We start from the raw sequence: 21,705 nt of genomic DNA, 5'->3' as shown, positions 1-21,705 counted from the left end.
GTATATTATTTAGAAACTTATATTAACATTAAAGGAATACACAGGCCGGATAGATAAATTTATGTTTGGTGAACCTCCCGACTGTGCAGGGTCCTGACCACGCAAGGCCTTATTGGCTATCGTGAAAAGATTGTTTCCCCCCAACGAAGCTATGGCTCCCTTACAGTTCCATCTTTTAATGAATTTTTCAGGAAACCTGTAACTTAACGACACATATTGCAGTTTCAGGTAATCACCGCTTACTACACGGAGATCAGAAAAATCATACATCTGATAATAATTCTCAGCAAACGGAGTGGATAATTTCGAGTCAGTCATTTGCCACCAGGCATACTGGTCAATAGGAAGCCTGCCTGCCCCCTGGATAGCCGGGATATTGGTAAACTGTTCATCACCCGGATAGCGCCACCTGTTTACAAACTCTCTCCTGAGATTTTGCTGCGACGTGGGGCGGTAGGTTCCATAATTGCCTGAAGCAATTTTCAATAACCTTACTTTATTGCCAACACTATAGGAAAAATTTACCACTAAACTCCAGTTACCATAGATGAATGAGTTGCTGATTCCTCCCTGCAGAACAGGCTCTCTTCTCCCCGACTCTTCCATTACCATACTATACATTTCATTTTTAGTAGAAGTGGCATACAAATTTCTCAGCGCTATCCTGTTCTCAGCCTCTGCTCCATAAAATTCAGGATAGCCGAACTGAGGATTAAGCCCCTTGAATTTGTAAGAATAAAAAGTATTGACAGATTTTCCATTGACCGGAACAGCTCCATTCAAATAATCATTGAACGTCAGAGTTGCTTCATCTACCAAAACGTTTCTGCTGTTTACCGATTGGCCGAGTAACCTGTTGAAGACCTGACCTAACTGAGGATCCAGTCGCCACATGAATCCTTTTTTACCCTTAGCGCCCAGGTTGTCGATCACTTTAAAATTCAGGCTGAGTTCAAGGCCCTGATTTTCGAGCGTGCCTGCGTTCACTACATAAGTGTTGTTGACTGCACCGTTTACAGCGGACACTTTCATTGCCATGAAGGCATTGGTAGTACGGCTTAAAAAGTAACCGACTGAGCCCCTTATCCTTCCTCTCAAGAGCGAGAACTGTAAGGTGGTACTGTAGTCCTGTACTTTTTCCCAGTTTAAATTAGGATTGGGGAAATAGGATATATTGGATGAAAACTCATTGTAATAAGTATTTAAGGGCCCCTTGGTCATGATGGTGTGTACGGTTTGCCCTGGCAGCATATTGCCTCTTGTACCTAAAGAGATCAACAGCGAAGCATCGTCTATCCATGCGCGATTGCGGAGCAGATCTTCATGCATATTCCACCTTCCTGACAGCGCCCATGTAGGCAGGAATTTTTCATTGCTTCTGGAGCCAAAAGAATTGGAAAACTCCTGGCTTACAGTTCCTGAAAACACCCATTTATTCTTAAAAATGTAAGTAGAGGTTAGAAAAGGACGAATAGCTTTCCCCAATTCCTCTGTTATAACCGGACGGCCTGTTGTGGAAACCCAGTTTGCATATTGAGAGTAGCTTGTAATAGGTATGGTTGCAAAGCTTCTCCCCCGGTTGGGATAATATCCTCTTGCCATAGACAAAAAAGAATTGGTCTTATTGGAAGTAATATCTGCTGCCAGATCAACCGATATCTGATGGAAATTCCTTTTGTCTACAAAATTTGAATAATGAATACGGGCATTGACCAGGTAATTATTTCTATTCACAGACTGTGATCGCAATTCCCCACCAAAAGGCATAGGATCTGTACTGGGATTAAATAACTTTGTCACTGAATTATAAGCGTTCGAGCGTAATTGAAGTGCCCAATCGGTATTTTCACCGAACCATGTTTCCCTCGAAGAATTTCCGGCAGTATAGGCCAGCCTGGAACTAAACTGTAACCCTTTTATAATTTCATAATTGAGATTAATACTGGCATTGTATTCATTATTTTGAACAACATCACCGGTATTATTCATTTCATTTAGAATGTTCATTTTATTTGCTGCGAGAAATTTTGTTGAACCAGGATCGGAATTGATGGTAGAATAATAATACAATGAACCATCCTCATTCCGAAGCGGTATAGTTCTGCTGGTGCCATAAGCATAGTTCAATACGCCAATTTCAGCAGGTGTATAGTTCTTTCTCTCTTTATTGATCTGAACGTTGAAATCCACCATGAACTTCCGGTAATTCATCTGCAGATTGAGCGAACCGGTGTACAGGTCATTCTTTTCTTTCTTTATAACGCCAGGTTCTGAACGATACCCTAAGGAAGCCCGGTAAGACGCAGTTCTGGTTCCACCGGAAACACTCAGTGTATGGCTGCTTGCCAGTACATCTTGCATCACATTCCCCAGCCAGTCTGTGTTCACTATTTCTGCTTTACCAACTTGTTGTTTAAAGGTATCAAAGTCCATTTCGTTGTTGTAATAGGCCAGTATTGCAGATTCATATGCTTCCATACCACCACCCCGCAGTTGCAATTGCCTTTTGATCATTTCACGCGATACATCAACACGTTCCCTGGAGTTCATCATGTTGATGGCATTATCAGAATATCTGGGTCTTCGAGTAAATGTAGTAGTCACATTGTAATTGAGGCTTGGCGGACCAGGCTTGCCTCTTTTTGTAGTAATAACTATTACACCATTTGCTGCACGAACCCCATATAAGGCAGCGGCAGTAGCATCTTTTAAAACATCAATCTGCTCAATGTCGAAAGGATTAATACCAGAAATGGCATTGCCTAACAAATTCACAAAATCCGGATCATTCAATCTTTGCGGATCGAGCGGAAAAGGATTGGTGCGTACGATTCCATCCACTACCCATAAAGGCTCCCTGGATCCGAGATAAGTATTGGTGCCTCTTATGCGAAGTTTAGGGGCCGCGCCTGCCTGCCCGGAATTTTGCATATACATCATACCGGGCACCCTGCCTTCCAGCATTTTATCAACGGTAGACAAGCCTGGTTGCAGGATAGAGTCCATCTTTAGAGAGGTTACTGATCCTGTAAGGAATTTTTGCTGTATTTTTTGATACCCGTTGTAAACTACAGCTTCATCCAGTTCACTGTGAACTTTCAAACGGACATGTAATGTTTTGATGGTATCCTTTACAGTGAACAGATACGGTGTGTATCCTACGTAAGTGATTTCAATCACCTCTCCGGAACTGGCGGAAATGGTACTCCAGCCATCTTTTTTCGTTTCTTCCGCATGTTTCGTTCTTTTGTTGGTTACTGTAGCTCCAACAAGCGGATGATTTTCCTCATCAGTTACCTGTATACGCAGAATCGCCCGGTTGTTGTCCATTTCATTGCTCTTACCTTGAAGGGCATCTTCCACAACGGACTTACGGGAAAGGAAAATAGTTTTATCCTGGATATCGTATTGAACAGGCTGACCTTTAAAGACCAACTCTAAGAATTCAGGAAGCGGCAACCTGTTGGCTGAAACAGAAACGGTAATATTTGCGGAGAACAAATCCGGACGATAGGCTACAACATAGCCCGTTTGTTTTTCAATAGCAGTAAACACAGTTTTAATAGGGATCTTGTCTCCCGCAAGCGTAACGGATTGGCCTGTTCCTGTGGCAGAAGCCGACAAACAGGCAACGAAAAGAAGAAATGACAGCATTCTCATAAAGCGCATCATTTGAGCTGACCGACGGAAGTATGTATCTGTCCGGCCTGAAGACACAACCAGAAAAAACTCCCAGCCAATAGCAGTTTTTGGCATAATTTTACAGTGTTTGGTTAGAAAAAATCGATACCAGTCTTTTTGATCAACCCAAACATCACCGGGAGTGTCTCTAGCACTTCCGGTTTGTTTTTTAAGGCATAAAGCCGATGCAGGTACCAGTATGCACCGGTACAGCAAATGGCCAGTTTACCTGGACTGATCAGTATGGGAGGTTTAATGGTTGTATCCAGCCTTATGTTATTAAATGGCCGCTTACTGAAGGATGATTAATTTTCTGCCATCTAATCTGAAATGCACACCCAATGCTTCTAAATTTTTCAATAATCCATCGAGTGGTACACCTCTGGTCATTTTACCGGCTAATCGCGTAGTTGGAATTTTATTATTGTCATAAACGACCTGTATATCGTACCATCGTTCCAGTTGTCGCATGATGGCATCAAAGGTGGCGCCCTCAAAATTGATAAATCCATTTTTCCATGCCATCACCTGTTCTGTATTGGCGTCATTGATCACACTTACATGTTGCGATGCTGTTGTTTGCCCAATGGCAATCCTCGCCTGCTGGCCAGGTTTTATGATTGTACCGTTTAATTTTATACTTCCTTCCAGCAAAGTAGTGTTGATCAGGTTTTCATTTGTATAAGCATTTACATTGAAATGCGTACCCAACACTTCCACTTCAGCTATATTGCTCACCGTTACACGGAACGGCATTTTTGAATTTTTAACCACTTCAAAATAAACTTCTCCTGTCACTTCCACCTTTCTTTCCTTCCCGGTGAACACTGTAGGATACCTGATGGAACTGGCTGCATTCAACCAAACTTTTGTACCATCCGGAAGCCGCACAGAGAATTGTCTGCCTTTGGGAGTTGACATTGTATTGTAAACGATTGCTCCGGTAGTATTTTCAGTAGGGTCATAAGTCAACCTGCCATCATTCAACACCACCTGTGTACCATTTTGTGTGGCTACCACTCCATTTCCCAAACTGTCCAATACCACCTGCCTGCCATCAGCCAGCGTAAGCACAGCGCCTTCCTTACCTGGAGGAATACCTGCCGGAGAATTTGTTGTAACTGTGGTGTTGGAAGTTTCTGACCGGTGGTTATTAGAAACAGCAATAGCTATTGCTGTTCCGATTACAATAACTGCAGCAGCCGCCCAGCTCCATCTGCGGAAGTAAGGAATGCGGCGGGTAACCTGTGCGGGTTCATGGATCCTGGAGAGCAGCTCTTCGAATATTTCATCCCCTTCCTTACTCTCGATACCAAGTTCCGGCGGAGCAGCCAGTAACCCGGCAATATGATCCTTATGAAAGAACTCATCCTTCCTGATAAGCGTAAGAAGTTCTTCAGCCTCACTGGCATTCAAGGTGTCTGTAAGATAGCCTTGCCAGAGGATCTTAAAACGAGTTATTGCATCCATCGCTATAAAGACACATTTTATTCGTGCAGGTATGACAAGCGATAAAAAAAATTTAGAAAAGTTCTCCAACCAGGATTTGAAGCAATATGGCAACATGAGCCTGCTGGAGTATATAATCCCGGATAGCAGTAAGCGCGCGGGACATATGGGTTTTAACGGTTGACAAGGATATTTGAAGCCTCGAAGCTATTTCCTGCTGGCTCAAACCCTGCTCCCGGGCAAGCTGGTAAACCAGGCGCTGTTGCTCTGGTAACTGACTTACAGCTTCATTCAGCACCTGCCTTGCTTCTTTGTGAATAAGCTGTTCGAGCGCGCTGTCAGATTTTTCAGCAAAATGCCGGATGATACTTTCTGTGAAGGCCTCTTCATGGCTTTTTTTACGCAGCTCGTTGTAGATATGATTTCGCGCAACGATGTAAATGAAATTCCTTACATTCTCTTTTTCCGGTAACTGTGTACGAAGATTCCATATTTTCAGAAATACCTCCTGCAACAGATCCCTGGCCGGTTCTTTGGCTTTTACAAGGGTAAGCGTGGCTGCATACAATGGTTCCCAATATTGATCGAACAATACCCTGAATGCTTTTTCGTCCCCTTCGGCAATACGAAGAAGCAATTCCTGTTCATTATGTATTTGGTTAGGCGACAAGTATCTTCAATTACCGGGGTTATTTATCGCAAACTACTATATAAGTTCTAAACTAATGACATTAATTGTACTAATTACCTCTCCAACCAGACGGGTTTAATGACTTCATTAGAAATCAGTGGAGAACCCCGGGGAAATTTGTAGCGGATTTCTCATGGTATGAGGGGGCGTGGTTGAAATTCATCACAATAAAAAAGGAAAAGATCAATTGACCTTTTCCTTTTTTGTGACTCCGTCAGGATTCAAACCTGAAACCTTCTGATCCGTAGTCAGATGCTCTATTCAGTTGAGCTACGGAGCCTTTTGATTCTCACTGACTTCTTTTTGTCATCAGCGGGGTGCAAAAATAGGGATATTCTTTATTTCAACAAACAGATTTCCCGGTTTTTTTGATAAAATATTGAGCGCCATGCTTAAAGCCAGCTGAACCATCGCTGAAAATGCAGGCCCAGCAAGGGTAAAGGCTTTGGCTTCTCCTGCATGGCAATATTGAAACTTTATAGCCAGATCGCTAAAAAAATAATCATAGCCAATAATGTAAAAGGAGAATGCTGCAGCCCGGTTCAATTTTTTTCTAATTATTTTTACTCCATGAAATTCCAGTTCTGGACCATCGGAAAAAAACATGAGCCTTATGTACTGCAGGGCATTGAAGACTTCACCAATCGTATCTCCAACTATTACCCCGTTCAATGGAATATCATTCCCGGCCCCAGGAATGCCGCCACACTCAGCGAATCAGACCTCAAGAAAAAAGAAGGCGAGATCATCCTCAACATGCTCCAGAAAGATGATTACCTGGTTGCACTCGACGAACGCGGCAAACAATTCAGTTCTGAAAAACTGGCTCAGTTCATTGAGACCAGGGCGGCTGATCGGGTGAAGAATCTTGTCTTTTTAATCGGCGGAGCTTATGGGATCGATGAAGCGGTTATGAAACGTTCGAACTATCAATGGAGCTTAAGTCAACTCGTATTCCCCCATCAACTGGTAAGACTGATACTGGCAGAACAGATCTATCGCGCATGCACCATCACAAGGAATGAAAAATATCATCATAAATAATTATATCCACCAAAATCCTCTTGTATTCCACACGGGTATGAATATTCTACATTTTAAGTAGATTTGTTTCTTAACAGTCATTCAATGAGCATTACGCTAATAATAATCATCATTACCTGTATCGTGTCGTTCACCGCATTCACCAATGGAAAAGTGTACGACGACCTTATCTTCTATCCCCCATCTGTAACCTATGATAAGCAATGGTACCGCTTCTTCAGTTGCGGACTGATCCACGCAGACTGGGCCCACCTCATCTTCAACATGTGGGCATTGTATCTTTTCGGCACACAACTGGAGCAGGCTTTCCTGGCTGTATTTGGACAAATGGGTAAAATATTCTATCTCCTTCTTTATATATCATCTCTTTTCTTCTGTCTGCTACCCACCTATGCCAAACATAAGGACGATAGCAGCTATCGCAGCCTGGGCGCATCAGGAGCGGTATCGGCAGTGATCTTTGCAGCCATACTTTATGTACCGCTCATGAACCTGCGCTTCTTCTTCATTCCCATCGATATCAAAGGATTTATTTTCGGAGCGCTTTATCTAATTATCTCGTCATATATGGACAAGAGAGGAGGGGATAACGTGAACCACTCAGCGCATATCTATGGAGGATTGTATGGCATTGCATTCTTTATCGTGATGGCCTATGCGTTCTCAGACTACCCGGTATTTCAGATGTTCATTGCGCAGATCCAATCCTGGTTAGGCAGTTTCTAATGTGATCTTCAGGATGCTCTTTGTTGAGTTTGTGACCTTGAAACGATCATCTATCCGCATGCCCACTACCCAGATGATCTTTTTGTTCATCTCCAGCACCCAGACTTTTTCTTTGGCAGTGGCGCTGAGCTTTTGATCTATGAGGAAGCGGGCTACTTTCTTCTTCTTCTGCATGCCCAGGGGATAGAAATAGTCGCCTTTTTTCCAGGGACGAAGGATAAATGGAAAACGGATATGCTTTGCATCGAGTGCAGCGATCTTTGGATCGGCACTCAGGGTAAAATCCGCAGCAGCGCTTTCTTCCAGGCGGATCTTTCCTTCTTTGAAATTGATAGTCCCCGTGCTTTCAATGAGCAGATGCTGCGCATCTTCTGCTGCCAGTGGCGCAATGATCAGCCATTTCCGGTTCCGGAGAATGCGGTGAGAAGATGATTGCACATATTTTCCGGTTTCACTTGTCAACAGACCAACTACTTCGTTTGTCTGTGCAGGTGAGAACCGATAATCTTTGATGATCTCGTACACGATGGTGTTCAGAGGATCGGCCTTCGCCAGTTTCAATACCGGGATATGCACTTCATTGCCTTTTACTTCCAGTAACTTCTTTGTATGCATGCTGATGGCCTGGTGATACAGGCTTTCTATATCACGGAATCTTTGAATATTGGCAGCAAGATTTTCAGATACCTGCGGATAGAGCTCCTGCAAAACCGGTACCAATTGATGGCGCAGATAATTGCGCGCATATTTATCGGAGGCATTGGAACTGTCTTCCACCCACTGCAAATCCCTTGCTTCAGCATAAGCCTGCAGATCAGCCCGTGAAGCAAACAATAATGGACGGACCAGTTTATTTTGTTTTGGTAAGATGCCCCTCAAACCGGCAATGCCTGTGCCTTTGAAGAAATTCATCAAAAGCGTTTCGATATTATCATCGCGGTGATGGGCAGTGAAAACAAGATCTGCTTCATGAGCGTCAAGCAAAGAGAAGAACCAGTTGTAACGAAGTTCGCGCGCTGCAACCTGTACTGAAATCTTTTTTTCTTTTGCGTAAGCTTCTGTATCGAATTTCCGGACCAGTACTGTTTTATTGTATTTCGAAGCGAGCTTGCGAACGAATTGTTCATCACGATCGCTCTCTGCGCCGCGCAGTTGAAAATTGCAATGAGCGAGAACTATATCATAGCATGCTGCTATGCAACAATCGGTCAACACTACAGAGTCAAGGCCCCCACTTACCGCCAGCAATAGTTTGTTGCCAGGCAGGAAGAGCTGCTCTTTCTGAATGAATTGTTTAAATGATGCTAAAAGATCCATGAAGAGTAATCAACCAATTAAGTTAGAATAAAATGAAGGGAAAATTTGTTTCTCCTACCGGGGACGAGAGTTGAACTCGTGACCTAATCATTACGGATGACGTGCCCAGGACAAGATTCGAACTCTATAATCAGTTCAAACACCACACTCATTCAACAAACATCAGATGGCCGCAGCAGGTCCAAAATAATACAAATCCTCTACTCATCCAGCAACTCATCATACGCCATTCTCAACTCATTCATCGCGTGCCTGTCGCTCGCTTTCTGTGCCGCCGCCAATCCCCTTTCATACCATTCCAGGGCAAGCGTCCTCTCCCCCAATCTTTCCATCAGTTTCGCCAGTTGATAATAGCTGCCAATATACCCCGGGTCCCTCTGCAATAATGTCTCCCACACACGTCGGGCTTCGGCATCCTGTCCCAATGCCAGCATTTCCATCGCCAGCGCATGGTTCAAAAAGCTGTCTTCCGGGCTGGAAGCCAGCATCTGCCTCAGTTTATCGATCCTTTCCATCTTTTTCCCACAATTAATTTTTACTAATCCTTTCAAAACTATCTTTGCGCCACTTATATTTGTCCTAGCATTGGTTGCATAAACAACCATCTCTGGTAAACTTAATACAATCTTAAATACTTCGCTAATGAAGATCTTAGTATGTATCAGCAAAACGCCGGACACAACGGCAAAAATAGCCTTCACTGATAACAATACGAAATTTGCACAGGATGGCGTTCAATGGATCATCAATCCATACGATGAGTGGTATGCACTGGTTCGTGCTATCGAACTGAAAGAAAAAGACCCCTCCACTGTGCTGCACCTCGTGAATGTGGGAGGCGCTGATGCTGAACCTATCATCCGTAAAGCGCTTGCGCTGGGCGGAGATGAAGCGATCCGTGTGAATGCAGACAGCCATGACAGTTTCTATATCGCCAGCCAGATTGCCGAAGTGGCAAAATCCGGCGGCTATGATCTCGTGTTCACCGGCCGTGAAACCATCGACTACAATGGTTCATCCATCGGCGGTATGGTAGCCGAACTCCTGGGGCTTCCCTATGTATCCCTCGCTACCAAATTCGAACTGAATGGCACAACGGCTACCATTACCCGCGAAATTGAAGGCGGAGAAGAAATTTGCGAAGTGCAGTTACCCGTAGTAGTTAGTTGCCAGAAAGGGATGGCAGAACAACGAATTCCCAATATGAAAGGCATCATGGGTGCGCGCACCAAGCCTCTCAAAGTGGTAGAGCCTGCTGCTGTAGATGCACTTACTTCCATCGTGAGCTTTGAGCTTCCTCCTGCCAAAGCAGGTGTGAAACTGGTCCCTGCAGACAATCCGGAGGAACTGGTAAGACTGCTTCACGAAGAAGCCAAAGTGATCTAAGCCTTTCAGCAACATCATTCTTTTACTTCAATTCAACACAACGATATGTCAGTTTTAATCTTCATAGACCAGGCCGAAGGCCATATCAAGAAAGCTTCCCTGGAAGCCATGAGCTATGGCGCTAAGGTGGCAGCCCAACTGGGAACCACAGCCGAAGGCATTGTGCTGGGCTCCGTTACGGAAGATCTCGCAGCGCTGGGAAAATATGGCGTTAAGAAGATCCACCATGTGAACAATCCGGCACTGGACCATTTTGATGCACAAATATTCACTCATGCCATCGCCGAGGGTGTGAAAGCCACCGGTGCGGACGTGGTGATCTTCAGTAATAATGTGGATGGAAAGGCCATCGCACCGCGCCTCAGCGCACAACTCAAGGCAGGACTGGTTTCCGGCGCAGTAGCCCTGCCCGATACCAGCAATGGATTTGTAGTGAAGAAGAACGTGTTCTCCGGCAAGGCATTTGCCAATATCGCCATCACTACACCAGTAAAGATCATTGCACTCAATCCCAACTCATACAAAGTGGAAACCGCTGAAGGCAGTGCTGAAGTAGCCGCCCTCAATGTGAACGTGGAAGCGCCCAAAGTAAAAGTAACTGCCGTGAATAAAGTAACCGGCGAGATCCCGCTCAGCGAAGCTGAGATCGTAGTGAGTGGTGGCCGCGGTCTGAAAGGGCCCGAGAACTGGGGCTTCATCACAGACCTGGCCCATGTGCTGGGAGCAGCCACTGCCTGCAGCCGCCCCGTGGCTGATGCACACTGGCGTCCGCATCATGAGCATGTTGGACAGACTGGCCTTGCCATTGCACCCAACCTTTACATTGCCGTAGGCATCTCCGGAGCCATCCAGCACCTGGCAGGTGTGAACCGCAGCAAAGTGATTGTGGTGATCAATAAAGATCCCGAAGCGCCCTTCTTCAAAGCCGCCGATTACGGTATCGTAGGCGACGCTTTTGAAGTGATGCCCAAGATCATTGAAGCCGCCAAAAAGGTGAAAGGAATGGCCTAAAACCATTTCCGCAACAATATCATAATCAAGTTAAGCGGTTGTTATGCAACCGCTTATTTTTTTGGACAAAAAGCCTTAGTTTCGTGTCTCCGTATGAAGAAAATAGAGTTGGAAATAGTTGCACTATCACATAGTATAACCCAGACGCATTCTTACGCAGTAGTGCTGGGTGAGGTGAATGGCCTCCGCCGTTTACCCATTGTGATCGGGGGCTTTGAGGCCCAGGCCATTGCTGTGGCGCTGGAAAAAATGCATCCAAGCCGTCCGCTCACGCATGATCTCATGAAGAATTTCATGAATGCTTTCACTATTGATCTGCAGGAGATCGTTATCTGCGACCTGCAGGAAGGTATCTTCTACTCCAAACTTATTTGTGTGAGCGAACACGATACTGTGGAAATCGATTCCCGCACCTCCGATGCACTGGCCCTGGCCGTTCGCTTCGGTTGCCCCATCTACACCTACGAGAACATCCTGGAAAGCGCAGGCATCCTCATGGAAGATCCTTCCGGCAAGAAGAAGACACCAAGAGAAGCCGTAGCCGCCGAAGCCAGTTCCGGTAGCAGCAGCAGTGGTCATGATGATCTCAAAGCCATGAGCATCGATGAGCTGCACACCCTCCTGAACGAAGTACTGGAACAGGAAGATTATATCCGGGCCATCGCCATCCGTGATGAGATCAACAGCCGGAAAAAAGGCAGATAATATCCGATACAGGAAATGATCAGTTTTCCCAATTGTAAGATCAACCTCGGCCTCCATATCCTTGGCAAAAGGAATGATGGATACCACGATCTGGCAACGGTGTTCTATCCATTGCCCGTGAAAGACGTGCTCGAGATCGTGAAAGCTCCTGCTCTTCAACTTTCCGTAACCGGCATTCCCGTTGGCGGTCCCCCGGAAAAAAATCTCTGTGTAAAAGCATGGGAACTGCTGAAAACAGATTTCCCTGACCTCTCTCCCGTAACCATCTGCCTCCATAAGAATATCCCCATGGGTGCAGGACTGGGAGGCGGCTCCGCCGATGGCGCTTTCATGCTCAGCCTGCTCAACAGCAAATTCAACCTGCAACTCAGCAAAGAACAGTTACTTCAATACGCGCTGCAACTCGGCAGCGACTGTCCGTTTTTCATTCATAACCAGCCCTGTCTGGCTACTGGTCGTGGAGAAATACTTACACCTCTTACATTTGACCTTAGCAATTATTCATTCCTCCTGATACATCCGGGAGTTCATGTAAATACCGCCTGGGCCTTTTCACAGATCAGTCCTACCGGTAATAGCACAGCGCTGGAAACTATCGTGCAACATCCGGTGCAAACCTGGAAAGATCAGCTGATCAATGATTTCGAAATGCCTGTAACCCGCCATCATCCTGCATTACAAGAGATCAAAGACAGGCTCTATGAAGCAGGTGCAATATATGCTTCCATGTCTGGCAGCGGTTCTGCTTTCTATGGCATCTTCCCGAAGAATCAATTGCCGGAGATCGAGTGGCCATCAGCATACAGGGTATTCCTCCTGCCTTAGCAAGCCCCCTTCTCAACCGCTGATTTCCCCCTTCCCGCATTTTTTTGTACCTTTGAGCAAATCAGTTCATATCAGAACTAAAGCTCACATATCAGCATTCCTTCATTTCAATCTCGATTTCCTCAACCATCGAGGTTAGTTGCTGGTGTACCGGTGCCACTTCGCACCGGGCGATCTCCCCTGTCTGATCAATTCATCTTTTCTATCAGTATTCTTTTCAAAGGATACGCCCGTAAAATCGATTTGTATGCAAGCAACAGTTTCATCCTCTGCCAGAGAGCAGCATTACCTGAGTTTGGAAGACAAATTCGGCGCGCATAATTACCATCCCCTTCCCGTAGTATTGGAACGCGGACAAGGTGTGCATGTATGGGACGTAGATGGTAAACGCTATTTTGATTTTCTAAGCGGTTACTCTGCCGTCAACCAGGGACATTGCCATCCCGATATCGTTGCTGCCGTGATAGAGCAGGCACAGAAACTCACACTCACCAGCCGCGCCTTTCACAGCTCCCTCCTGGGTGAGTATGCGCAATTCATTACAGAGTATTTCGGATACAATAAAGTACTGCCAATGAATACCGGCGTGGAAGCGGTGGAAACGGCCATCAAGCTCTGCCGCCGCTGGGGATATGAAGTGAAGGGGATCGAAGAGAACAAGGCAGTGATCATTGTTTGTTCCAACAATTTCCACGGCCGTACCAGCACTGTGATCTCCTTCAGTTCCGACCCTTCTGCAAGAAAAGGCTTCGGTCCGTTCATGCAGGGATTCGTGAGCATTCCATTCAATAACCTGGATGCGCTGAGCGAAGCATTGAAAGATAAAAACGTTGCCGGTTTCCTGGTAGAACCAATCCAGGGCGAAGCAGGTGTGGTAGTACCCGATGAAGGTTATCTCGCCAAAGCAAAACAATTCTGCGCAGACGCCAATGTACTGTTCATTGCTGATGAGATCCAGACAGGCCTTGGCAGAACAGGGAAAATGCTGGCCTGCGATCATGAAAATGTAAGGCCCGATATCCTGATCCTCGGAAAAGCATTGAGTGGTGGCATCATGCCCGTATCAGGCGTGCTGGCTGACGACGAGATCATGCTCACCATCAAACCGGGAGAACATGGTTCCACATACGGAGGCAATCCGCTGGCCTGTAAAGTGGCCATTGCGGCGCTGACTGTCCTGAAAAATGAAAAGATGTCGGAGAATGCAGAAAAAATGGGCGAACTGCTTCGTCAGAAATTACGCGATCTGCAGTCTCCCCATATCAAACTGATCCGCGGCAAAGGATTGCTGAACGCTATCGTGATCAGTCATAAAAATGCCGACGCAGCCTGGGACCTTTGCCTGGCGATGAAAGAGAATGGCATACTGGCCAAACCGACGCATGGCGACAAGATCAGGTTGGCCCCACCGTTAGTGATCACTGCGGATGAGATCGAAGAGTGCGTGCAGCTGATCGGCAAAAGCCTTAAAGTGCTTGACTAATTAAATGGAATAACAAACAAATTACTGAACGGCTACTGGCCGTTCTTTTTTTGCTCAGGCAATTTGGTGTCAGGGAACACAGCCATCAACAGCATCACGATTGAAGAAATGGCCACCAGCCAGATACCAGCTTTTTTCTCAGGACAAATGCCATGATAACAACCTGTATACACCAGGAAACACCTGATGGCAAATGCCACTATGATGGCCGTAAAAAGCAGGTTCCAGCGCTTGGCCCAAACACGTGGGATCAAAAAGAAGATGGATGCAATGATGGCAAAGGTCACAAAGAATTTTCCCGGCCTTCCGTAAAGATTGTTCTCGGAAAAGAAACCGGTGAAGTTCTTTTGTACATCAGGGTGATAGGTCCAGGGAATAAAGCAGGCGATCACCAGTGTGATAGCTGCCAGAATGCCGATCCATTGCGAGTATTTCATGGCGGCAAAAATAATTGATTTTATTGATCAGTTACCGAGACGGTCGGCCAATACTTTTTCAAAATCGTTTCCTCCGATAATTCTCCCCTCGGGATCCAACAGGTAGAGAAGGGGCACGTAGGAAACCCTGTATAACCTGGCTACTTCACCCTGCTCGCCCTGCAGGTCACTGCCCTGCTTCCAGGGTACTTTATCAGTTTCTACTGCATTGATCCAGTCGCTTGCTTTTTTGTCGATCGATACACCCAGGATAGTAAAACCTTTATCCCTGTATTTATTATAGACTTTCGTTAATTCGGGTATGGCAGCCCGGCAGGGCTTACACCAGCTGGCCCAAAAATCAATCAGTACATACTTTCCGCGAAAATCAGACAGTTTCCAGCTATTACCACCGGGATCCTGCACGGTGAAATCAGGAGCCATGCCCCCGGGGCTTAGCGCCAGTTCGCTTTCAACATACTGGCTGTATTTTTTTGCACGCTCCAGTTGCCGGATAGAAACATCAAGATCCTTAAGTAACGGATACAATGAATGGCGACTTCCCCAATAATATATTAGCAAGTCCAGACTCACTGGAGAAGCAGGGTGTTGTTGAACATAACTGGTCACTTCTGCGATATTCATCTTTTTCAAATCCTGTCCGTGCTGCTGCTGCCATGCATCCCATTCCTTGTTCAAAGGCCCTGCCGTAACGATGGCCTCCGACAGTTTCTTACCGGCTTTAACATGTATCACTCCATCCTCAAGATAGATAGTCCTCGTCATCATCCCTCCCTCGAAAAATACCAGGAGATTAGCCATTATCACTTCCTGGTAGTTGCCGGAGAGATAAAATCTACCATTCTTCACTTTCGTTTTTTGAATCAACACCGGTTTATCACCCTGTGTGATCAGGGAAATGGTAGTACTGTCGGGCAGCCCAATACTGCCTTCGATCGTAAATTTTTTCTGTGCCGCAGCCAGCAGTGGCAGGAAAAGTGAAAGCAGCAGGATGTTAATTTTCATACTTTATGTTATCAGTTGCCGAGGCGTTCTTCCAATGTTTTTTCAATATTCCCTTTTTCCATTATCCTTCCATCGGGATCAATCAGGATACCATTAGGCAGGATACCGATCTGGTACAGCTTCGCAATTTCACCATTGAATCCTTTCAACTCACTCCCCTGCTTCCACTGAACATGATCTTCCGCAATGGCTTTCAGCCAGGCTTCCTTCTTATAATCCAGGGAAATGCCAAGCAGCACAAATCCCTTATCCTTGAAACGTTCGTTTATTTTGGATAACCAGGGATGTGCAGCACGACAGGGTTTGCACCAACTGGCCCAGAAATCGAGGTATACATATTTACCCCTGTAATCGGAGAGCGTCCAGGACTTGCCATCCGGATCTACCACGGTAAAATCGGGAGCCATTTGTCCAACTTTCAAAGCACGATGACCATTTACGAACCGGTCATATTCCTGCGCCCTGGGAAGGGTTTTCAACTCAGGAGCCAATTGTTCAAAAAGAGAATAGTACTTTTCTGTATTCACTTTTTCTATAACGAGATCCAGGCTCACCACAGAAGCAGGATATTTTGAAACATATGAAGCGATCAGCACGCTGTCAGGATTATCATTATCCACGCCATTCATTTTTTCCCATGCAGCCCATTCCCGGTTGACAGTTCCGCCTTTTACCGTTGCCGCCCTGAGATCCTTTCCCGCACTTATCTTCAACGGAACATTTTCCAGGTAAAAAGAAACAGAGCGGTAATCATCGTTTCCCATACGCATGGTGAGGTTCGCTTTTACAGGCTCTGTGTACTCGCCGGAAAAATGGAATTTCCCGTGCAGGAGTTTAACTGAATCCACCTGCCAGTTCTCCGGTCCGTGATAGATCAGATGCAGCATGGTATTGTCCGGCGCATCCAGACTGCCATCGATCACAAACTTTGTTTGTGCATTCCCCAGCAGGGGCAGGAGAAAAAAAAGGAAAAAGGAAATTCTTTTCATATCAACAAGACATACTGCCCTGCCAATCGAGTGAATACAGCTGTTACATTTATTTTTTCACCATTGCCAGTAGCTTTGGGAACTGTTAATTAAAACCTTTCTTATCCGCCTTTAATCCGATCTTAATCTTGTTTTATAATCCTTCGATTATTTTTGTGGCACTTTAGCACGAACCTGTGAGCTTCAGATCATTCATATTATTGTTTTGCACTTTGGTGTTTGGGATCGTACTCACCACTGAAGGCAATACCCGGCGCTATCCGGCTCCCGGCAAGCATGTGTTGGCATTGCTGGAAGAAGAGCAGGATGCACAGGATTATTTTGAAGAAACAGATCTTGTTCTGACCGAGATCAATGCCCAGCGTCCCGGACGCTACCGTTCCAGGTTCACCGCCTCTCCTACTTATTTCATCATCAGTTCCGTTTCCCGCGCTGAAGACGCTTCCGTCAAAGACATTCACGTCAGCAATAGCTACGTGTTCCAGCAACAGGCGCATACATTACCCTTCTACTACCTTTTCCTGTTCCGGCTAACGCCATTCTGATCCAATTTAGCACAGCTCAATATTCTTCGCCTGCCATTACCTGACAGGCTTCTCATCATTATATACATTAATGCCTAAGGAATTATTGAAGGCCACCAACGGCCTCCAATAAGCGCCCAATTATTATTTTATGAAGTCGATTCATTTATTCGGATTTCTGTCCGTGCTCTATCTGGCCGGATGTACAGCAAAAGGAAGTACAGAAAAAGAAAAACGCCTGGTGGAAGTACCCGTCTTTGAGCTGCAATCACGGGACACGATGCTGCACAAGAGCTATGTAAGCAGCATCGCCGCGTCTCAGAATGTGGAACTGCGCGCCAAAGTGAGTGGCTTCCTGGAAGGGGTCGCCGTGGATGAAGGACAATTTGTTCAGAAGGGACAATTACTTTTCCGGTTGAACGATGCCGAATTCAAATTGCAGCTGGCCGAAGCCAATGCAGCACTCACCAGCGCCGAAGCAGATCTGAAAAGCGCTGAAGTAGAAACCGACCGGGTAAAAAGACTGGTAGATAAAAAGATCCTTTCCCAGTCAGAGCTTGAACTGGCAAATGCCCGTCTTGCTGCAGCCCGTGCCAAAGTGCAGGAAGCTGAAGCAGGAAGGGAGAAAGCCGCCCTTCACCTCTCCTACGCCAATATCCGCGCACCCTTCAGCGGCGTGATAGACCGCATTCCACACAAGATCGGCAGTCTTATGAGTGAAGGCACCCTGCTCACCACCGTATCCGATGTTCATCTCATGCACGCTTACTTCAATGTATCCGAAAGCGAATACCTGCATTACGTGAAAGCAGGTGCAGCGCGCAACCGCATGGGTAAGCCGGTGCAACTGCAACTGGCAGACGGAACCATGTTCCCGCAAACAGGAAAAATAGAAACGATGGATGGAGAAATAGAAAAGCAGACAGGCTCCATTGCCTTCCGCGCACAATTCCGGAACCCCGACAAACTGCTCAAGCATGGAGCCAGCGGCAAAGTGCTGCTCACGAGTATGGTGCCACGCGCCATCATGATCCCACAGAGAAGCGTATTTGAAATACAGGACAAGAACTATGTATTCGTTCTGGAAAACAACAATACAGTAAAAATGAAACAGTTCACGCCGGATACACGGATCGATGATTTCGTTCTGGTGAAAGAAGGTCTGGAACCGGGAGACCGCATCATCTACGAAGGCATCCAGAACATCCGTGAAGGAGTGAAAGTAGCTCCCCGTTTCATTTCAGCAGACAGCCTGCTGACCGTTCATTAATCGCTAAAACAAATTATCCGGCGCATGTTAGAAAAATTTATCAGGCGACCAGTGTTATCGCTGGTCATCTCTTTGGTCTTTGTTCTCCTGGGTGTGCTCGCATTGTTCACTTTGCCCGTGACCCAGTATCCCGATATCGTTCCTCCCTCCGTGGTGGTGACCGCCAATTATAATGGCGCCAACGCCGATGTGTGTACGAAAGCCGTTGCCATTCCGCTGGAACGCGCCATCAACGGCGTGCCCGGCATGACCTATATGAACAGCGTCAGCAGCAACAACGGCGTTACCCTCATACAGGTCTTCTTCGAAGTAGGCACAGACCCCGACCAGGCTGCTGTGAACGTGCAGAACCGCGTAACCACTGTACTGGACGAACTTCCCGAAGAAGTGATCAAGGCGGGTGTGACCACGGAAAAAGAAGTGAACTCCATGCTGCTCTATCTCAATATCATGAGTGAAGACAGGAATGTGGACGAAGAATTCATTTACAATTTCACAGACATCAATATCCTGCAGGAGCTGAAACGTATCAATGGCGTGGGTTTCGTGGACATCATGGGTGCGCGAGATTATTCCATGCGCGTATGGCTGAAGCCGGACAAGCTCCTCGCCTACAATATATCCACCGAAGAGATCATCGCCGCATTGCGCAACCAGAACATCGAAGCAGCGCCGGGTGTTACCGGTGAGAACTCGGGAAAAGACAAACAGGCAAAACAATACGTACTCAAATACACCGGAAAATTCAATACGCCTGAGCAATACAAAGATGTGATCCTTCGTGCCGATGATGATGGCTCCATCCTCCGGCTGCGCGATATTGCAGATGTGGAATTCGGTACCGTGAGCTACGATATGGTGAGCTTCACAGATGGCAGTCCATCTGCCAGTATCATGATCAAGCAGCGTCCGGGCTCCAATGCCCGCGACGTTATCGCAGAGATCAAATCAAAAATGGAAGAGCTGAAAGAGACCAGCTTCCCGCCTGGCATGGTGTACAACTATGCCTACGATGTAAGCCGCTTCCTGGATGCCAGTATCAGTAAAGTATTGACCACTTTACTGGAAGCTTTCATACTTGTGTTTATCGTGGTGTTCGTCTTCCTGCAGGATTTCAGGAGTACGCTGATCCCGGCATTGGCAGTGCCGGTGGCATTGATCGGTACACTGGCCTTCATGCAGATGTTTGGTTTCTCTATCAATATCCTTACATTATTTGCTTTGGTGCTGGCCATCGGTATTGTAGTGGACAATGCCATTGTGGTGGTGGAAGCCGTGCATGTGAAGATGAGTGAACAACATCTCGGAGCCATGGACGCCACGCTGGCCGCCATGAAAGAGATCGGAAGCGCCGTAGTGGCCATCACACTGGTGATGTCCGCCGTATTTGTGCCGGTGGCATTCCTTTCCGGGCCTGTAGGCGTTTTCTATCGTCAGTTCTCACTCACGCTCGCCATCGCCATCGTGATCTCAGGTGTGAACGCTCTAACGCTTACGCCTGCACTCTGTGCACTTTTGCTCAAACATCCATCGCCCTCCAAAAAGAAAAACCTGCTGCAGCGATTCTATGCAGTATTCAATAAAGGCTACGATGGCGCTGAAAGGAAATTCGGCAGAACAGTCAACCGCATTGCAGGCCGTCGCGCCATCACACTCGCGATGCTGGCTGTTTTCTTCGTGGCTATCTGGGGCAGTGCCAAACTCCTGCCCTCGGGTTTCATTCCGGCTGAAGACCAGTGCATGGTATATGTAAATGTGACCACACCTCCCGGTTCCACCGTTGAACGGACGGAAGAGGTTTTACATGCCGTTCAGCGCGCATTGCAGCCCGAGAAGACCATCGAGAATATCAGTACCCTGGCTGGCTACAGCCTGATGAGCGATATCTCCGGCGCGTCCTACGGCATGGCCATGATCAATCTATCGGAATGGGACAAACGAAAAGAAAGTATCCCAGAGCTCATTGCACGCTTCAGGGACAAAACAGCACATATCTCCGATGCCAGCATCGAATACTTTGAGCCACCTACTGTTCCCGGCTTTGGTAATGCAGGAGGCTTCGAGCTTCGCTTACTGAACAAGAACCGAAATACAGACCTGGCCCAGATGGCCGCGGTGAGCGAAAAATTCCTCAATGCACTCACAGACCATCCCGTGATCGGGAATGCCACTACCAGCTTCGATCCCAATTTCCCGCAGTTCCTCATTCATGTGGACCAGGAAATGGCCGCCAAGCAAGGGGTTACCATAGACAATGCGATGAGCACCCTGCAAACCCTGCTCGGCAGTTACTATGCCACCAACTTCATCCGCTTCGATCAGATGTACAAAGTGATGTTGCAGGCACTGCCGCAGTACCGCGCCAACCCGGAAGATGTGCTCAGTCTCTATGTAAAAAACAACAAAGGGGAAATGGTACCCTATTCCAATTTCATCAGGATGGAAAAAGTGTACGGACCTGAACAGATTTCCCGCTTCAACATGTACACGGCTGCCATGATCAATGGCGATGCCGCTCCAGGCTTTACCAGCGGCGAAGCCATCACCAGCATTCAGCAGGTGGCAGACACCCTGCTGCCGAAAGGCTACAGTTTCGAATGGAGCGGTATGACAAGAGAACAGATCCTTTCAGGTAATGAAGCCATCTGGATCTTCCTGATCTGTTTGCTTTTCGTATACCTGGTGCTGGCAGCCCAATATGAAAGTTTTCTGTTACCCCTCGCCGTTATATTGAGCCTGCCGGCCGGTATTGCAGGAGCCTTTTTCTTCCTGCTGATAACAGGACTGGAGAACAATATCTACGCGCAGGTGGCGCTGATCATGCTGATCGGATTGCTGGGCAAGAATGCGATCCTCATTGTGGAAGTAGCCATACAGAAAAGAAAACATGGCATGAGCGTTCTGGAAGCCGCGCGCGAAGGCGCCGTAAGCAGGCTTCGCCCGATCCTGATGACCAGCTTCGCATTCATTGCAGGCCTGATACCGCTTTGTATCGCAAAGGGCGCTGGTGCGATGGGTAACCACTCCATCGGTATCGCGTCCGCAGGTGGTATGCTGGTGGGCACGATTGCCGGCATCTTCCTGGTGCCGGGATTGTTTGTGCTTTTCCAGCGATCAAAAAGAAAAAAGAAAAAGAAAACTATAGCAGCTGCATAAAAAAAA

19 protein-coding genes and 1 tRNA gene are annotated in these 21,705 nt (G+C 46.7%); 10 read left to right on the top strand and 10 right to left on the bottom strand.

All coding sequences use genetic code 11. The annotated features are described in order from the left end of the window. Positions 1 to 9: 9 nt before the first annotated feature. From FSB84_RS17005 to FSB84_RS16985, 5 genes are all read right to left on the bottom strand, one after another. Positions 10 to 3,660: a SusC/RagA family TonB-linked outer membrane protein gene (locus FSB84_RS17005; RefSeq protein WP_158643969.1), complete on the bottom strand. Its 3,651-nt coding sequence runs from the start codon at positions 3,658 to 3,660 to the stop codon at positions 10 to 12. A 312-nt stretch (positions 3,661 to 3,972) separates the two neighbouring features. Next, positions 3,973 to 5,151, bottom strand: coding sequence for a FecR family protein (locus FSB84_RS17000; protein ID WP_158643968.1), 1,179 nt, complete (start codon positions 5,149 to 5,151; stop codon positions 3,973 to 3,975). A 52-nt stretch (positions 5,152 to 5,203) separates the two neighbouring features. Further along, on the bottom strand, positions 5,204 to 5,800 hold the full coding sequence (locus FSB84_RS16995) for an RNA polymerase sigma factor (RefSeq protein ID WP_130539123.1): 597 nt from the start codon (positions 5,798 to 5,800) through the stop codon (positions 5,204 to 5,206). A 227-nt stretch (positions 5,801 to 6,027) separates the two neighbouring features. Next, positions 6,028 to 6,101, bottom strand: a tRNA-Arg gene (locus FSB84_RS16990). Positions 6,102 to 6,130: 29 nt separating this feature from the next. Further along, a complete protein-coding gene (locus tag FSB84_RS16985) occupies positions 6,131 to 6,367 on the bottom strand; it encodes a hypothetical protein (RefSeq protein ID WP_130539122.1) in 237 nt (78 codons plus the stop codon). Between the two features lie 24 nt (positions 6,368 to 6,391). On the opposite strand from FSB84_RS16985, the gene FSB84_RS16980 reads away from it, so the two are divergent. Together FSB84_RS16980 and FSB84_RS16975 are read left to right on the top strand one after the other, a co-directional pair. After that, a complete protein-coding gene (locus FSB84_RS16980) occupies positions 6,392 to 6,865 on the top strand; it encodes a 23S rRNA (pseudouridine(1915)-N(3))-methyltransferase RlmH (RefSeq protein WP_130539121.1) in 474 nt (157 codons plus the stop codon). Positions 6,866 to 6,949: 84 nt separating this feature from the next. Further along, a complete protein-coding gene (locus FSB84_RS16975; RefSeq protein ID WP_130539120.1) occupies positions 6,950 to 7,591 on the top strand; it encodes a rhomboid family intramembrane serine protease in 642 nt (213 codons plus the stop codon). On the opposite strand, the gene tilS is transcribed toward FSB84_RS16975, so the two are convergent. After that, positions 7,577 to 8,908 (bottom strand): tRNA lysidine(34) synthetase TilS, encoded by a 1,332-nt coding sequence (gene tilS / locus FSB84_RS16970; RefSeq protein ID WP_130539119.1) that lies wholly within the window; start codon positions 8,906 to 8,908, stop codon positions 7,577 to 7,579. The two genes, FSB84_RS16975 and tilS, sit on opposite strands and share 15 nt — an antisense overlap. A gap of 200 nt (positions 8,909 to 9,108) precedes the next feature. Continuing rightward, positions 9,109 to 9,423: a hypothetical protein gene (locus tag FSB84_RS16965; protein ID WP_130539118.1), complete on the bottom strand. Its 315-nt coding sequence runs from the start codon at positions 9,421 to 9,423 to the stop codon at positions 9,109 to 9,111. Between the two features lie 127 nt (positions 9,424 to 9,550). Here FSB84_RS16965 and FSB84_RS16960 point away from each other — a divergent pair, with 127 nt between their 5' ends. The 5 genes from FSB84_RS16960 (at position 9,551) to rocD (ending at position 14,318) form a co-directional block, all read left to right on the top strand. Further along, a complete protein-coding gene (locus FSB84_RS16960) occupies positions 9,551 to 10,294 on the top strand; it encodes an electron transfer flavoprotein subunit beta/FixA family protein (protein WP_130539117.1) in 744 nt (247 codons plus the stop codon). Between the two features lie 45 nt (positions 10,295 to 10,339). Next, positions 10,340 to 11,305 (top strand): electron transfer flavoprotein subunit alpha/FixB family protein, encoded by a 966-nt coding sequence (locus FSB84_RS16955; protein ID WP_130539116.1) that lies wholly within the window; start codon positions 10,340 to 10,342, stop codon positions 11,303 to 11,305. 93 nt (positions 11,306 to 11,398) lie between these two features. Beyond that, on the top strand, positions 11,399 to 12,010 hold the full coding sequence (locus tag FSB84_RS16950; RefSeq protein ID WP_130539115.1) for a bifunctional nuclease family protein: 612 nt from the start codon (positions 11,399 to 11,401) through the stop codon (positions 12,008 to 12,010). Between the two features lie 15 nt (positions 12,011 to 12,025). Then, a complete protein-coding gene (gene ispE, locus FSB84_RS16945; protein ID WP_130539114.1) occupies positions 12,026 to 12,835 on the top strand; it encodes a 4-(cytidine 5'-diphospho)-2-C-methyl-D-erythritol kinase in 810 nt (269 codons plus the stop codon). Positions 12,836 to 13,082: 247 nt separating this feature from the next. Next, complete coding sequence (rocD, locus tag FSB84_RS16940) at positions 13,083 to 14,318, top strand: ornithine--oxo-acid transaminase (RefSeq protein WP_130539113.1); 1,236 nt, start codon at positions 13,083 to 13,085, stop codon at positions 14,316 to 14,318. A 32-nt stretch (positions 14,319 to 14,350) separates the two neighbouring features. On the opposite strand, the gene FSB84_RS16935 is transcribed toward rocD, so the two are convergent. The 3 genes from FSB84_RS16935 to FSB84_RS16925 are packed head-to-tail and all read right to left on the bottom strand — an operon-like array spanning position 14,351 to position 16,749. Then, the gene (locus FSB84_RS16935; RefSeq protein WP_130539112.1) at positions 14,351 to 14,755 is read right to left on the bottom strand and encodes a hypothetical protein; all 405 of its coding nucleotides are present in this window, start codon (positions 14,753 to 14,755) and stop codon (positions 14,351 to 14,353) included. A gap of 27 nt (positions 14,756 to 14,782) precedes the next feature. Then, positions 14,783 to 15,760 (bottom strand): TlpA disulfide reductase family protein, encoded by a 978-nt coding sequence (locus FSB84_RS16930; RefSeq protein WP_130539111.1) that lies wholly within the window; start codon positions 15,758 to 15,760, stop codon positions 14,783 to 14,785. A gap of 11 nt (positions 15,761 to 15,771) precedes the next feature. Next, positions 15,772 to 16,749, bottom strand: a complete 978-nt coding sequence (locus FSB84_RS16925; protein ID WP_130539110.1) for a TlpA disulfide reductase family protein — start codon at positions 16,747 to 16,749, stop codon at positions 15,772 to 15,774. A 176-nt stretch (positions 16,750 to 16,925) separates the two neighbouring features. Between FSB84_RS16925 and FSB84_RS16920 the strand changes: the two genes are divergently transcribed. From FSB84_RS16920 to FSB84_RS16910, 3 genes are all read left to right on the top strand, one after another. Next, positions 16,926 to 17,294 carry a hypothetical protein gene (locus FSB84_RS16920; protein WP_130539109.1) on the top strand — a complete coding sequence of 123 codons (369 nt, stop codon included), beginning with the start codon at positions 16,926 to 16,928 and terminating at the stop codon, positions 17,292 to 17,294. Positions 17,295 to 17,424: 130 nt separating this feature from the next. Further along, positions 17,425 to 18,543, top strand: coding sequence for an efflux RND transporter periplasmic adaptor subunit (locus FSB84_RS16915; RefSeq protein WP_130539108.1), 1,119 nt, complete (start codon positions 17,425 to 17,427; stop codon positions 18,541 to 18,543). A gap of 24 nt (positions 18,544 to 18,567) precedes the next feature. Beyond that, the gene (locus FSB84_RS16910; protein ID WP_130539107.1) at positions 18,568 to 21,699 is read left to right on the top strand and encodes an efflux RND transporter permease subunit; all 3,132 of its coding nucleotides are present in this window, start codon (positions 18,568 to 18,570) and stop codon (positions 21,697 to 21,699) included. Positions 21,700 to 21,705 lie beyond the last annotated feature (6 nt).

It is taken from the genome of Pseudobacter ginsenosidimutans (assembly GCF_007970185.1).
Lineage (GTDB): Bacteria > Bacteroidota > Bacteroidia > Chitinophagales > Chitinophagaceae > Pseudobacter > Pseudobacter ginsenosidimutans.
This window is presented reverse-complemented; position numbering and strand designations above follow the sequence as displayed.